General features: G+C 69.0%; 13 protein-coding genes. 9 read left to right on the forward strand and 4 right to left on the reverse strand.

Features of this window, described 5'->3' with window-relative positions:
* Nucleotides 1–5: 5 nt before the first annotated feature.
* The gene (locus AB0I69_RS46670) at nt 6–239 is read right to left on the reverse strand and encodes a hypothetical protein (protein ID WP_033283991.1); all 234 of its coding nucleotides are present in this window, start codon (nt 237–239) and stop codon (nt 6–8) included.
* 443 nt (nt 240–682) lie between these two features.
* On the opposite strand from AB0I69_RS46670, the gene AB0I69_RS46675 reads away from it, so the two are divergent.
* The 6 genes from AB0I69_RS46675 (at nt 683) to AB0I69_RS46700 (ending at nt 7,575) form a co-directional block, all read left to right on the forward strand.
* Nucleotides 683–2,803 (forward strand): DNA topoisomerase IV subunit B, encoded by a 2,121-nt coding sequence (locus tag AB0I69_RS46675; RefSeq protein ID WP_317883153.1) that lies wholly within the window; start codon nt 683–685, stop codon nt 2,801–2,803.
* Between the two features lie 200 nt (nt 2,804–3,003).
* Entirely contained in the window at nt 3,004–3,528 is a 525-nt protein-coding gene (locus AB0I69_RS46680; protein WP_363101940.1) for a DUF1453 domain-containing protein, read from the forward strand.
* Nucleotides 3,525–4,676 (forward strand): histidine kinase, encoded by a 1,152-nt coding sequence (locus AB0I69_RS46685; protein WP_363101941.1) that lies wholly within the window; start codon nt 3,525–3,527, stop codon nt 4,674–4,676. The genes AB0I69_RS46680 and AB0I69_RS46685 overlap by 4 nt, the downstream gene beginning before the upstream one ends.
* Nucleotides 4,673–5,359, forward strand: a complete 687-nt coding sequence (locus tag AB0I69_RS46690; protein WP_363101942.1) for a response regulator transcription factor — start codon at nt 4,673–4,675, stop codon at nt 5,357–5,359. The genes AB0I69_RS46685 and AB0I69_RS46690 overlap by 4 nt, the downstream gene beginning before the upstream one ends.
* Before the next feature lie 69 nt (nt 5,360–5,428).
* The gene (locus tag AB0I69_RS46695; protein WP_363101943.1) at nt 5,429–5,989 is read left to right on the forward strand and encodes a DUF485 domain-containing protein; all 561 of its coding nucleotides are present in this window, start codon (nt 5,429–5,431) and stop codon (nt 5,987–5,989) included.
* Nucleotides 5,986–7,575 carry a cation acetate symporter gene (locus AB0I69_RS46700; RefSeq protein WP_363101944.1) on the forward strand — a complete coding sequence of 530 codons (1,590 nt, stop codon included), beginning with the start codon at nt 5,986–5,988 and terminating at the stop codon, nt 7,573–7,575. Before AB0I69_RS46695 ends, AB0I69_RS46700 begins: the two co-directional genes overlap by 4 nt.
* A gap of 84 nt (nt 7,576–7,659) precedes the next feature.
* Here the strand turns inward: AB0I69_RS46700 and AB0I69_RS46705 are convergent, their stop codons facing one another.
* Nucleotides 7,660–8,352 (reverse strand): response regulator, encoded by a 693-nt coding sequence (locus AB0I69_RS46705; protein ID WP_327400814.1) that lies wholly within the window; start codon nt 8,350–8,352, stop codon nt 7,660–7,662.
* A gap of 159 nt (nt 8,353–8,511) precedes the next feature.
* On the opposite strand from AB0I69_RS46705, the gene AB0I69_RS46710 reads away from it, so the two are divergent.
* The 3 genes from AB0I69_RS46710 to AB0I69_RS46720 all read left to right on the forward strand — a co-directional run bounded on the left by AB0I69_RS46710 (nt 8,512) and on the right by AB0I69_RS46720 (nt 11,328).
* A complete protein-coding gene (locus AB0I69_RS46710; protein WP_363101945.1) occupies nt 8,512–9,327 on the forward strand; it encodes an ABC transporter ATP-binding protein in 816 nt (271 codons plus the stop codon).
* Complete coding sequence (locus AB0I69_RS46715) at nt 9,317–10,195, forward strand: ABC transporter permease (protein WP_363101946.1); 879 nt, start codon at nt 9,317–9,319, stop codon at nt 10,193–10,195. Before AB0I69_RS46710 ends, AB0I69_RS46715 begins: the two co-directional genes overlap by 11 nt.
* Before the next feature lie 80 nt (nt 10,196–10,275).
* A complete protein-coding gene (locus AB0I69_RS46720; RefSeq protein WP_363101947.1) occupies nt 10,276–11,328 on the forward strand; it encodes an ABC transporter substrate-binding protein in 1,053 nt (350 codons plus the stop codon).
* A gap of 73 nt (nt 11,329–11,401) precedes the next feature.
* Here the strand turns inward: AB0I69_RS46720 and AB0I69_RS46725 are convergent, their stop codons facing one another.
* Together AB0I69_RS46725 and AB0I69_RS46730 are read right to left on the reverse strand one after the other, a co-directional pair.
* Nucleotides 11,402–12,082 (reverse strand): response regulator, encoded by a 681-nt coding sequence (locus AB0I69_RS46725; protein ID WP_363101948.1) that lies wholly within the window; start codon nt 12,080–12,082, stop codon nt 11,402–11,404.
* Nucleotides 12,079–13,749: a sensor histidine kinase gene (locus tag AB0I69_RS46730; protein WP_363101949.1), complete on the reverse strand. Its 1,671-nt coding sequence runs from the start codon at nt 13,747–13,749 to the stop codon at nt 12,079–12,081. The genes AB0I69_RS46725 and AB0I69_RS46730 overlap by 4 nt, the downstream gene beginning before the upstream one ends.
* Nucleotides 13,750–13,772: the final 23 nt, after the last annotated feature.

Consider the following 13,772-nt stretch of genomic DNA (forward strand, 5'->3'; position numbering starts at 1 on the left):
ATGTGTCAGCGGTCTTCTTCTGGTGCGCTTGCAGCAGGAGCGGAGGTCAGCCGCTCCGACTCGTCCTGTATCTCAGCGGCGATCTTCTTGAGTTCCGGCTCGAACTTGCGGCCGTGGTGGGCGCAGAAGAGCAGTTCTCCGCCGCTCAGCAGGACGACGCGCAGGTATGCCTGGGCGCCGCAGCGGTCGCAGCGATCGGCGGCCGTCAGTGGGCTCGCGGGGGTCAGAACAGTAGTCACGTCGCCTCTTCTCTAGCTCGACGAGCTGTCGTACCAGGGTCAACATCCAACCAGCCCGAAAACGTTCCCGCTCGTGGCTTTTCCTCGAAAAATTCTTCCGGGGCGGCTGTCTGCTGCCGGTTGGCGGCGAATGTGCCGTATTGCGTGTCTATGTGTCTGTACGGGTTCGCGCTGTGGGATCAGGGTCGGGTCCACCCGGCTGGATTGCCGGTTGTTCATGAGGACGTGCCCGGAGCCTAAATGGTTCATGCCCCGAAGGGAACGTGATATGTACTTCACTCCATCGAGGGATCGAACAGGCATACGACCCTGAACTAGTGTGAGGAGGAGACGAGGGTGGCGTTACAACGGCTCTACCAGGCCTCGGTACCCTCTGAGCGGCAACCGAAGCCGGGCCCTTACCCAAAAGGGCCTCATCTGAAATTCAGCGAGGAGCGAACCGCGTGACCGCCGAAACGTCCGTGCCGTCGACAGCGCTGCTGGCAGGAGCAGACCGGGACGGTTCCAACTACACCGCGCGGCACCTGCTCGTCCTTGAGGGGCTAGAGGCCGTACGCAAGCGCCCGGGCATGTACATCGGGTCGACCGACAGCCGTGGCCTGATGCACTGCCTGTGGGAGATCATCGACAACTCCGTGGACGAGGCCCTCGGGGGCTACTGCGACCACATCGAGGTGATCCTGCACGACGACGCCTCGGTGGAGGTCCGCGACAACGGCCGGGGCATCCCGGTCGACGTCGAGCCCAAGACCGGCCTCTCCGGTGTCGAGGTCGTCATGACCAAACTGCACGCCGGCGGCAAGTTCGGCGGCGGCTCGTACGCCGCCTCCGGTGGTCTGCACGGCGTGGGTGCCTCCGTGGTGAACGCGCTGTCCGCGCGGCTCGACGTCGAGGTGGACCGCAGCGGCAACACCCACGCCATCAGCTTCCGGCGCGGTGTGCCGGGCTCCTTCGCGACCGCCGGTCCGGACGCCACGTTCGAGCCCGGTGGCCTGCGCAAGACCAAGCGGATTCCCAAGACCCGCACCGGCACGCGCGTGCGCTACTGGGCCGACCGCCAGATCTTCCTCAAGGACGCCAAGCTCTCTCTGGAGGGCCTGCACCAGCGGGCCCGGCAGACCGCGTTCCTGGTGCCCGGGCTGACCATCGTCGTCCGCGACGAGTACGGCCTCGGCGAGGGCGGGAGCAAGGGAGAGGAGTCCTTCCGCTTCGACGGCGGCATCAGCGAGTTCTGCGAGTACCTGGCGAGCGACAAGCCGGTCTGCGACGTACTCCGTCTGTCGGGTCAGGGCACCTTCAAGGAGACGGTGCCCGTCCTGGACGACCACGGCCAGATGACACCCACCGAGGTCACGCGCGAACTCGGCGTCGACATCGCGCTGCGCTGGGGGACCGGTTACGACACGAACCTCAAGTCGTTCGTCAACATCATCGCCACCCCCAAGGGCGGCACCCACGTCGCAGGCTTCGAGCAGGCCATCGTCAAGACGATGAACGAGGTGGCGCGCGCCAAGAAGCTGCTGCGCGTCGCCGAGGACGACGTCGTCAAGGACGACGCCCTGGAGGGCCTCACCGCGGTCGTCACCGTCCGGCTCGCCGAACCGCAGTTCGAGGGCCAGACCAAGGAGGTGCTCGGCACTTCGGCGGCCCGCCGGATCGTCACCAACGTGGTCACCAAGGAGTTCAAGGACTTCCTGACCTCGACGAAGCGTGACGCGGCGGCCCAGGCCCGCGTGGTCATGGAGAAGGCTGTCGCCGCCGCCCGTACGCGTATCGCGGCCCGGCAGCACAAGGACGCGCAGCGCCGCAAGACGGCCCTTGAGTCCTCCTCGCTGCCCGCCAAGCTCGCCGACTGCCGCAGCGACGACGTCGAGCGCAGCGAACTGTTCATCGTCGAGGGAGACTCCGCGCTCGGTACCGCCAAGCTCGCCCGGAACTCCGAGTTCCAGGCGCTGCTGCCGATCCGCGGCAAGATCCTCAACGTCCAGAAGTCGTCCGTCACCGACATGCTGAAGAACGTCGAGTGCGGGGCGATCATCCAGGTCATAGGAGCGGGATCGGGCCGCACCTTCGACATCGACGCGGCCCGCTACGGCAAGATCATCATGATGACCGACGCCGATGTGGACGGCTCCCACATCCGGTGTCTGCTCCTGACCCTGTTCCAGCGCTACATGCGACCCATGGTCGAGGCCGGCCGGGTGTTCGCCGCGGTGCCGCCGCTGCACCGCATCGAGCTCGTCCAGCCCAAGAAGGGCCAGGACAAGTACGTCTACACGTACTCGGACCGTGAGCTGCGCGAGAAGATGCTGGAGTTCCAGAGCAAGGGCGTCCGGTTCAAGGACTCCATCCAGCGCTACAAGGGTCTCGGCGAGATGGACGCCGACCAGCTGGCCGAGACGACGATGGACCCCCGCCACCGCACCCTGCGCCGGATCAACCTCTCCGACTTGGACGCGGCCGAGCAGGTCTTCGATCTGCTGATGGGCAATGACGTGGCACCGCGCAAGGAGTTCATCTCCAGCTCGGCCGCGACGCTGGACCGGTCGCGCATCGACGCCTGACCGTCGCGCAGGGCCCGGGTCCGACCTGGGCCCGGGCCCTGCGCCGTCGGTCGGCTCCACCCGCGGGTGGAGATCGGGGAGGCCCGGGGATCCACCCACGATCCACCCTGGCGCCGATCTGCTGACCTGTGAATTTCCGTAGCGTCGAAGGCGTCGGCAGCGCTCGCTGCCGGCATCCTCTTCCGCTCACGGAGGCTCCGATGTCCGGGCTCGTCAACACGTTGGTGATCGTGGCCGTCGTCGCGGTGGTGATCGTGCGACAGTTCCGCGCTCGCCGGATCGGCACCGACCGGCGCTGGTGGCTCCTTCCCGTGATCCTCGCCGTCGTGGCGCTGCGCGAGCCCGGAATACTCGACCCGCACCACCACACCGAGTCGGCTCTTCTGCTCGGCGTCGAACTGCTCATCGGGCTGGCCACCGGAGCCGGCTGGGCCTGGACCACACGTCTGTGGGTCGAGGCGGACGGTTCCGTGTGGAGCAAGAGCACCAAGGCGAGCGGGGGCGTCTGGATCGTCGGCATAGCCCTGCGCGTCGGTCTCGTCGCCCTGGGCGCGGTCGTGGGCGTGCACCAGGACAGCTCGGCCCTGATGCTCGGACTCGCGGCAACGCTGCTGGTCCGCTCCGGAGTCCTGGTCTGGCGGGCCCAGTCCCTCACCTCGGTGGGCGGATCGGCCCCGGCATACGGTTTCGGCATGGCGCGGCCCGCAGGGAAGGAGCGCGTGTGACCGAGAACGCCTGGACGCGCTGGCCCTCGCGGGAGGCGCTGGGTCGAGAGGGAGTCTCGCGGCCCCGTCGCATGCTCGCCTGGGCCGTCCGCCTGCTGGTGATCGGCATGCTGCTGGGGGGCGCCCTCACCGGCAGTCACCTCCACGGCTGGGCCCTGGCCGGCGGTGTGTCAGGGATCCTGGTGGCCGCCGTCCTCGGCTGGGCCTTCTGGCGCACCACCCTCGCCCACAGACTCTGGCCGTCGGTGGGACTCATCGCCGCGCTCCTCGGGATCGCGATCGCGGGACAGGCCGTCGGTTTCACCGTTCCGGCCCTCGTCATCTGGTGCGGTTGCGCCGTCAGCTCGCTGGAGCGGTTGCCCATCGCGGTCGCCGTGCCCGTCACATCGGTGTCCCTCGCGATCTTCGCGGCGGTCAACAACGACGTGTGGTTGACCACGGCGGTCACGACGGCCGGGCTGGCCCTCGCCGGATACACACTCCGCCTCGACGCCGAGGCCCGGGGCAACGCCCAGCGGCTGCTCACCCAGGAACGGATGGCACGTACTGCCGAGGCGGAGTCCGCCGCGCTGGCGGAGCGGGCCCGTATCGCCCGGGAGATCCACGACGTGCTGGCCCACAGCCTCTCCGCCCAGCTCGTGCACCTGGAGGCGGCCCGGCTGCTGATCGAGCGGGGAGCCGACCGGGAGACGATTCTGGAACGGGTCGTGGCGGCACGGGGGATGGCCCGTGACGGCCTCGCCGAGACCCGGCAGGCAGTGTCCGCGCTGCGGGGCGAGTTGACTCCGCTGGAGGACTTCCTGACCGAGATCGTCGCTACGACCGGCGGTGCGGAGGTCACCGTTGCGGGTGACCGGAGGCAGCTGTCGGCCGAGGCCTCGCAGGCCGTGCGCAGGGTCGCCCAGGAGGCCCTGACGAACGTCCGCAAGCACGCCCCGGGCGCCAAGGTGCTGCTCCGGCTGGAGTACGGCGAGCACGAAGTGACCCTGGACGTACGGGACTCGGGCGGCTCACCGGGCGAACTGACCGGGGCGGGAGGTGGGTACGGTCTGCTGGGTATGCGGGAGCGCGCCGAGTTGCTGGGCGGCTCGCTGCGGGCCGGGCCGGAGGAGGAGGGATTCGTGGTGACGCTGAAGGTGCCTGCATGACGGAGGAGGCCGTGAAGAAGCCCGCGCGCGTCGTGGTCGCGGACGACCAGACCGTCGTACGGGAAGGCATCGTGATGCTGCTGGGGCTGCTGCCCGGGATCGAGGTCGTCGGTGCCGCGGGCGACGGGGACGAGGCGGTGCGGCTGGTCGCCGAACTCGCCCCGGACGTGGTCCTGATGGACCTGCGCATGCCGCGCTGCGACGGCGTCGAGGCGACGCGGCGGATCCGCGCGGAGCACCCCGGAACGCAGGTCGTGGTGCTCACGACGTTCGCGGACGACGCGTCGCTGTTCCCGGCGCTGCGCGCGGGAGCGCGCGGTTACCTCACCAAGGACGCGGGCGGCGACGAGATCGTACGAGCCGTGGAGAGCGTGCTGTCCGGTGACGCGGGGCTGTCGCCGAGCATCCAACGGCGTTTGCTGGAGCGCCTGTCGGATCCCGAGCCACAGCCGTCGGCCGGGCCTGATGAGTCGCCGGACGGGCTCACCGCGCGGGAGACGGAAGTGCTGGTGCTGATCGCCGAGGGCCTGACCAATCAGGAGATCGCCCGCAAGCTGCATGTCTCCACGGCGACCGTGAAGACGCACATCAACAACCTGTTCGCCAAGACGGGGCTCAAGGACCGTGCGCAGGCGGTGCGTTACGCCTACGGGAAGGGGCTGGTGCGGCCACCAGCGGGTTGAGTCACCTGATGGGGTGAAGACCGCGGAGAAGAAGAGTCGGGGATCTTCCCGTTCTGTCCATCCTTGGGCATGCAGTCAAGCAACGGTCGTCCCCGCGGTGGCGGGAGTGGTCACGAGAGTCCGGCCGAGAACCACGAAGGTCATGACCTGACCCCCGCCGAGGCATCCGGAAAGGTGAGGTACCACGACCCGTGGTACGACGCACTCGCCTCCGGCTGGGGCGAGTTGGACGGCGCGGGTGTGCCTGCTCCCGAAGTGCCGTCCGCGCGCCGGGAGGACGAGGGACGGGCACTGCGCGCCGGGGACGTGTATGTCGAGGTGCAGCGCAGCGCGGCCTTTCAGGAGGTGCGCAGCCGGTATCTGAGGTTCGTGGTGCCGGGGATGATCGTCTTCCTCGCCTGGTACGTGGCATACGTGGTGGCCGCGACGACCGCGCCCGGACTGATGGCCCGGCCCGTGGCGGGTGCCGTGAACGTGGGGATGGTCGCGGGGCTCGGGCAGTTCCTCACCACGTTCCTGCTCACCTGGGCGTACGCCCGGCACGCGCGGCTGCGCAGGGACCGGGCCGCGCTCGAACTGCGGTGGGACACCCAGGAACTGACGCGTGGCGTGCGAGGCGGTGTTTCGTGACCGGCAACCATCAGACGCTGGCGTTGCTGCTGTTCAGCGGGTTCGTCGCCGTCACCCTGGGGATCACCACCTGGGTGAGTCGCAACCGGCACGGTTCGGCGGAGGAGTTCTATGCCGGCGGGCGGCTCTTCTCCCCGATGGAGAATGGTTTTGCCATCGCGGGCGACTACATGTCGGCCGCCTCCTTCCTCGGCGTCACCGGGCTCATCGCGCTGTACGGCTACGACGGATTGCTGTACGTGGTGGGCTTCCTCGTCGCCTGGCTCGTGGTGCTGTTCCTGGTCGCCGAACTGGTGCGCAACTGCGGGCGGTTCACGCTCGCCGACGTGGTCGCCGCACGGATGAGCGAGCGGCCGGTGCGGATCGCGGCGGGAACTTCCTCGGTCACCGTGTCCGTTCTGTACCTGGTGGCACAGATGGTGGGCGCGGGCAGCCTGGTGTCGCTGCTGCTGGGCGGGACGAGCCCGGCCGCGCGGGCGTGGACCGTCATCGGCGTCGGCGCGCTCATGGTGATCTATGTGTCGTTGGGAGGGATGCGGGCCACCACCTGGATCCAGATCGTCAAGGCGATCCTGCTGCTCAGCACCACCGTCGCGCTGACGGTGCTGGTGCTCGTGCGCTTCCACGGGAATGTCGACCAACTGCTGCTCACCGCCGCCGATCGCAGCGGTCATGGCCTGGCGTTTCTGGCGCCGGGGCTCAAGTACGGCGGGGACTGGACCGCGCGGTTCGACTTCATGAGCCTGGGTCTGGCACTCGTGCTGGGGACGGCCGGGCTGCCGCACATCCTGTCCCGCTTCTACACCGTGCCGACCGCGCGGGCCGCGCGGCGTTCGGTGATCTGGTCGATCGGGCTTGTCGGCGCCTTCTATCTGATGACGATCGTGCTCGGCTTCGCCGCGGCCGCGATCGTCGGACCGGAAGCCATGCGGAAGTCGAACGCGGCCGGGAACACGGCGGTCCCACTGCTGGCGCTCGACCTGGGCGGCGCCAACTCCACAGGCGGAACGGTCCTGTTCGCGATCGTCGCCGCCGTGGCCTTCGCCACGATCCTCGCGGTGGTCGCCGGGATCACGCTGGCCTCCTCGGCCTCCGTGGCCCACGACCTGTACGCGTCGCTGCGACGCCGGCGCGCCAAGCCGTACAGCGAGGTGGCGGTGGCGCGGACGGCGGCGGTCGGCATCGGCGTGATCGCCATCGCGCTGGGCCTGCTCGCCAGGGACCTCAACGTCGCCTTCCTGGTGGGCCTCGCCTTCGCCGTCGCCGCCTCCGCGAACCTCCCGGTGCTGCTCTACTCGCTGTTCTGGCGCGGCTTCACGACACGCGGCGCCGTGTGGGCCGTATACGGCGGACTGATCCCCGCACTGGGGCTCGTGCTGCTCTCGCCGGTCGTGTCGGGCAGTCCGGATTCCCTGTTCCCGGGCGTCGACTTCCAGTTCTTCCCGCTCCAGAACCCCGGCCTCGTGTCGATCCCGCTGGGCTTCCTGGCCGGCTGGCTCGGCACGGTCACCTCGACGGAGGTCCCGGACGAGGCCAAGCACGCGGAGACCGAGGTACGGGCGCTGACGGGGGCGGGGGCCGTGTAGCGGGGGCGCCCGCCGTCGTCGTACGGGCGCTCCGCCGCCGTACGACTGTCGGCAGGTGTGCCCATGTGCCCGTGCCACGCGTGGCTACGGCGCCACCCAGGCGTAGCGGTGTTCGGGGCGGCCCGTGTCGCCGTACTTGAGGGAGAGGCGGAGGCGGCCCGCCTGTTCCAGGTGGCGGAGGTAGCGCTGGGCCGTGGAGCGGCTCAGGCCGGTCTCGGCAGCGACCTCGTGGGCCGAGAGCGGATGGCCGGCGCTGTGCAGGACGCCGCAGATCAGGTCGGTGGTCGGTTCCGAGTGGCCGCTGGGCAGGCCGGGGGAGGCCGGCGCGGTCGTCGTGCGCAGGGCGCCGAAGATCCGGTCGACCTGCTCCTGGCCGGCGATGCCACGGCCGCCGACCCGGTCGACGGTGCGGCGCAGCGCGGCGTACGAGTCCAGGCGGGTGCGCAGCGCGGCGAAGGTGAACGGCTTGACCAGGTAGTGCAGGGCGCCGAGGCGCATCGCCCGCTGCACGGTCGTCACATCGCTGGCCGCCGTGATCATGATGACGTCGGTCGTGTGGCCCTGTTGCCGCATGCGGTGGACGAGTTCGAGACCCGTCTGGTCGGGCAGATAGTGGTCGAGCAGCACCAGGTCGATGGTCCCGCGTTCCACGGTGGCCAGCGCCTGGGCAGCGCTGTGTGCGCGGGCGGCGACCCGGAAGCCGGGAACCTTTCCCACGTACTTGGCGTTGATCTCGGCGACGCGGAAGTCGTCGTCCACGACCATGACGTCAATCATTGGGCCTCTTTCCTCAAGGCCAGGCGAGCGTTAAGCCCGTGTTTCGGCTCCGCAGTTGTAGCGCGAGCAAAACGAGCACAACAGGCTCTTGCGAGCAAAAGAACGGCTTGCGCCCAGAAGACTGCTGCTGTGGTCCGCGCCACACCTACGGTCCCGGCCATGAGCGCAGACACCAGCCCCGCCATCGAGCTGCGGGGCGCGAGCAAAACCTTCAGGACCCCGTCGGGGGGTCTGCACACGGCCGTCAAGGGGCTTGATCTCACCGTCGGGCGTGGCGAGTTCGTGGCGGTCGTCGGCCCCACGGGTTGCGGCAAGTCGACCACGCTGACCCTCGTGAGCGGGCTGGAAGAGCCCTCCGAGGGCGATGTGCTGGTGGCCGGGGTGCCGGTCTCCGGCGTCGGCGACAAGGTCGGCTTCGTCTTCCAGCAGGACGCCACCTTCCCCTGGCGCACGGTCCTGTCCAACGTCATGGCGGGCCCCCGCTTCCGTGGCGTACCGAAGGCGGAGGCCAAGGCGAAGGCGCGTGAGTGGCTCGCCCGGGTCGGACTCTCCGCCTTCGAGGACCGCTATCCGCACCAGCTCTCCGGCGGCATGCGCAAGCGCGTCGCGCTCGCCGCGACCTTCGTCAACGACCCCGAGATCCTGCTGATGGACGAGCCGTTCTCGGCGCTCGACGTGCAGACCAGGGCCCTGATGTCGGACGAGCTCCTGGAGCTGTGGGAAGGCACCGGCGCCTCGGTCGTCTTCGTCACCCACGACCTGGAGGAGTCCATCGCGCTGGCCGACAAGGTCGTCGTGATGACCGCCGGACCGGCCACCGTGAAGCAGATCTTCGACATCGACCTGCCGCGGCCCCGCAAGGTCGAATCCGTGCGCCTGGAGCCGCGGTTCATCGAGATCTACCGCGAGATCTGGGAGTCCCTCGGCGAAGAGGTCCGCATCACGCGCGAGAGGGGTGCGGCCAATGTCGCCTGACGTCATACCCGAGGCCGAGGTCGCGGCGCCCGTGACCGAGCCCGGCACCAAGCCGGACCGCGCGCATTCACGCGCGCGTGCCGCCCGCAAACGCAAGGTCGGCGTCGGGACTGCCCGGGTGCTGCTCCTGGTCGCCGTTCTGGGGCTGTGGGAATGGCTCTCCCGGGCCAAGGTCATCGATCCGTTCAACTTCTCGATGCCCTCGAAGATCTGGGACCAGATCTGGACCTGGGTCATGCACGGAACCGCGCTCGGTTCCCTGGGCGAGCAGATCTGGTACACGCTCCAGGAGGCACTGCTCGGCTGGATCATCGGTGTGATCGCCGGTGTCGTGTTCGGTATCGCGCTGGGACGGATCGCCTTCCTCGCCGATGTACTTGGTCCATACATCAAGGTGCTCAACTCCATACCGAGGATCGTCCTCGCGCCCATCTTCATGATCTGGTTCGGACTCGGACCGGCCTCCAAGGTCGCCTCCGCCGTGGTGCTCGTCTTCTTCCCGGTGTTCTTCAACGCCTTCCAGGGCACCCGCGAAGTCGACCGCAACCTGGTCGCCAACGCCCGCATCCTCGGCGCGAGCGACCGCAGGGTGACCCTTCAGGTGGTCATTCCGTCCGCCACCTCCTGGATCTTCACCAGCCTCCACGTCAGCTTCGGCTTCGCTCTCATCGGCGCGATCGTCGGCGAGTACATCGGCGCCACCAAGGGCATCGGCCTGCTCGTCGCGCAGTCCCAGGGCACCTTCAACGCGGCCGGTGTGTACGCCGCGATGGTGATCCTCGCGGTCGTCGCCCTCATCGCCGAAGGGCTTCTCACCTTCGCCGAGAACCGCATCTTCCGCTGGAAGCCTTCGGGCTCCGACAGCTGAACGGCCGCTCGCCACAGCCCTGTTGAAGAGCCCCCTTCCTCCCCGCACCGCACCGCACGCTCACAAGGACGTGAACCGCCATGCGCAAGACCGCCAGATACACCGCCCTGGCCGCCTCGGGCCTGCTCGCCCTCTCCTCGCTCACCGCCTGCGCCAACGACGCGTCTTCCACCGCGTCCACCAGCAAGGGCGACGGTAAGGGCGTGAAGGTCAAGATCATGGTCGGTGGCCTGGACAAGGTCATCTACCTGCCCGCGATGCTCACCCAGCAGCTCGGCTACTTCGACGCCGAGGGCCTCGACGTGGAGCTGCTGAGCGAACCGGCCGGCGTACAGGCCGAGACCGCGCTCGTTTCCGGGCAGGTCCAGGGAGCCGTGGGCTTCTACGACCACACGCTCGACCTGCAGGTCAAGGGCAAGTCGGTCGAGTCCGTGGTGCAGTTCTCGCAGGCACCCGGCGAGGTGGAGGTCGTCTCCACCAAGGCGGCGGGGAAGGTCAAGTCGCCCAAGGACTTCAAGGGCAAGAAGCTCGGCGTGACCGGCCTCGGCTCCTCCACCGACTTCCTCACCAAGTACCTCGCCGTCAAGAACGGCGTGAATGTCAGCGAGTTCACCCCGGTCGCCGTGGGTGCGGGACCGACCTTCGTCGCCGCGCTCCAACAGGGCTCCATCGACGCCGGTATGACGACCGACCCGACCGTCGCCACCATCCTCGACAAGAAGGCCGGCAAGGTCCTCGTCGACATGCGGACGCCGGCGGGATCGCAGGCGGCGCTCGGTGGGCCGTACCCCTCGTCAAGTCTGTACATGCAGACGGACTGGGTGAACGGCCACAAGTCAACTGTGCAGAAGATGGTCAATGCATTTGTCAAGACGCTCAAGTGGATGTCCACCCACAGCGCGACCGAGATCGCGGACAAGATGCCCGCCGACTACTCCCAGGGCAACAAGTTCCTCTACGCCACCGCGATCAAGAGCACACTGCCGATGTTCACCAAGGACGGCGTGATGCCGACGAACGGCCCGGAGACCGTCGAGAAGGTGCTCAAGGCGTTCAACCCCACCATCAAGAACGCCAAGGTGGATCTCGACAAGACTTACACGACCGAGTTCGTGAAGAACGCGACAGGCTGACAGCCGCGCGGTCGGCATCCGTATAGGAGGAAGGGGTACGGCCCCTTCCCCCCCGCCCCCACAGGCCGTGCCCTCAGGCGCGGGTCGCCCACACGTAACGGTGTTCCGGGCGGCCCGCGTCGCCGTATTTGAGCGTCAGCCTGGCCCGCCCGGTGCGCTCCAGGAGCTTCAGATAGCGCTGGGCGGTCTGCCGGCTCACCCCCGTGCGGTCGGCGATCTCCTGGGCGGACAGCGGGCCTTCGGCGTTCATCAGGGACTGGCGCACGAGTTCCGCCGTTGTGGGGGAGTGCCCTTTGGGCAGCCCGGGTTCCGAAGGCGTGGACAGGGCGCCGAAGATCCGGTCCACCTCGGCCTGTTCGGCCTCGCCGCCGCCGTCGAGCGTGCGACGCAGTTCGGCGTACGCCTCCAACTTGGCCCGCAGGCCGGCGAAGGCGAACGGCTTGACCAGGTACTGCAGCGCGCCCTGCCGCATTGCCGCCTGTACGGTCGTCACGTCCCGGGCCGCCGTCACCATGATCACGTCGGTCTGGTGGCCGCGTCGGCGCATCTCCTGGACGACCGACAGACCCGTCTCGTCGGGCAGGTAGTGGTCCAGCAGGACCAGGTCCAGGTGGGGCAGCGTCTCCAACTGGCGCAGCGCTTCGGCTGCGTTGTGGGCCTCGCCGGCCACGTGGAAGCCCGGCACCTTCTCGACGTAGGCGGCGTTGACCTGCGCGACCCGGGTGTCGTCGTCCACGACCAGGACCTCGATCATCGTGAGTCCTCCTCGGTGACGGTCTCCCCGGGTGCGGTGAGAGCGGGTTCCAGGTCCGGCTCGCTCAGCGCCTCGGGCAGCACGACCACGAACTCCGCGCCCCCGCCGAACGCCTCCGTCACCACCGTGCTGCCGCCCTGCCGCTCGGCGAGCCGACGCACCAGAGAGAGGCCGATACCGCGCTTGCCGTGGGCCGGTGGCTTCTTCGTGGACCACCCCTCGGTGAAGATCAACTCCCGTTGTTCCGCCGGGATTCCGGGGCCCGTGTCACGCACCCGGAGCACGGCCGTACGCCCTTCCGTCCGCAACTCGACCTCCACGCGTGCGTGCGGTGTGCCCGCGACGGCGTCGAGCGCGTTGTCCACCAGGTTGCCGACGACCGTGACCAGCCCGCGCGGGTCGATCAACCGGTCGGGCAGCCAGGTCCGGTCGGAGATCCACAGGGCGACGGCCCGCTCGGCCGCGACGGTCGCCTTGCCCACCAACAGGGCGGCGAGCAACGGGTCCTGGATCTTCTCGGTGACCTGCTCGGCGGTGGCCCGGTGATCACCGACCACCTCCCCGACGAAGTCCACGGCGTCGTCGTACATCTCCAGTTCGAGCAGCCCCAACAGGGTGTGCATGCGGTTGGCGTGCTCGTGGTCCTGGGCGCGCAGGGCGTCGATCAGACCGTGCGTCGAGTCCAACTCCCGGCCGAGCTGCTCCAGTTCGGTGCGGTCGCGCAGGGTGGCGACGGCGCCTCCGTCGTCGGTGGGCATCCGGTTGGTGACCAGGACCCGCTGGCCGCGGACGGCGAGCAGGTCGGTGCCGGTGACCCGGCCGGCGAGGACATCGGTCGTACGTCCCTCACCGAGCGCCTCGTCGAGGGACCGGCCGACCGCCTCGTCACCGATGCCCAGCAGGCGTCGCGCCTCGTCGTTCAGGAGCCGTATGCGGCCCGTGCGGTCCAGGGCGACGACGCCCTCCCGGATGCCGTGCAGCATCGCCTCGCGCTCCGAGAGCAGCGCCGAGATGTCCGAGAAGGCCAGGTCCCGGGTCTGCCGCTGGACCCTCCGGGAGATCAGCCAGGCCGCCAGCGCGCCGACGGCGAGAGCGCCCCCGGCGTACGCCAGCAGCCCCGGGATCGCGCTGATCAGCTGCGCGCGGACACTGTCGTACTTGATGCCCACCGAGACGGCTCCGACGATCGTGCCGTCGGCGGCGCGCACGGGCACCTTGCCGCGCGCCGAGCGGCCCAGGGTGCCGTTGTCGATCTGCTTGACCTCCTGACCGGCCAGGGGCTGGCCGGGCGAGGTCGAGACGAAACGGCCGATCTCGCTCGGAGTCGTGTGCGACCACCGCATGCCCCGCCAGTCCATCACCACCACGTACTCGGCCTTGGTGGCCTTCCGGATCCGCTCCGCCTCCTTCTGCACGGGCCCGTCCGGGGTCGGAGGCGTGTTCTGGAGGTCCTTGATGATCAGCGGCTGCTGCGCGGTGGTCTGGGCGATGGCCAGAGCGCGGTTCATCGCCTCCTGGGCCAGCTGTTTGCTCAGCGGCGCGAGGAACAGCCCGGTCGCCAGGACCGCGACTCCCGCAGCGATTGCCAGCTGCATCAGCAGCACCTGCGAGAACACCCGCCGCGGCAGCCCGAGGCGACGGCGGCGTGCGGGGGGAGTGGGGCTCATACCCATGACGGTACGTGCAGGGG

Origin of the sequence: Streptomyces sp. NPDC050508 (genome assembly GCF_040655155.1) — a bacterium.
In the GTDB taxonomy this organism is placed as follows: Bacteria; Actinomycetota; Actinomycetes; order Streptomycetales; family Streptomycetaceae; genus Streptomyces.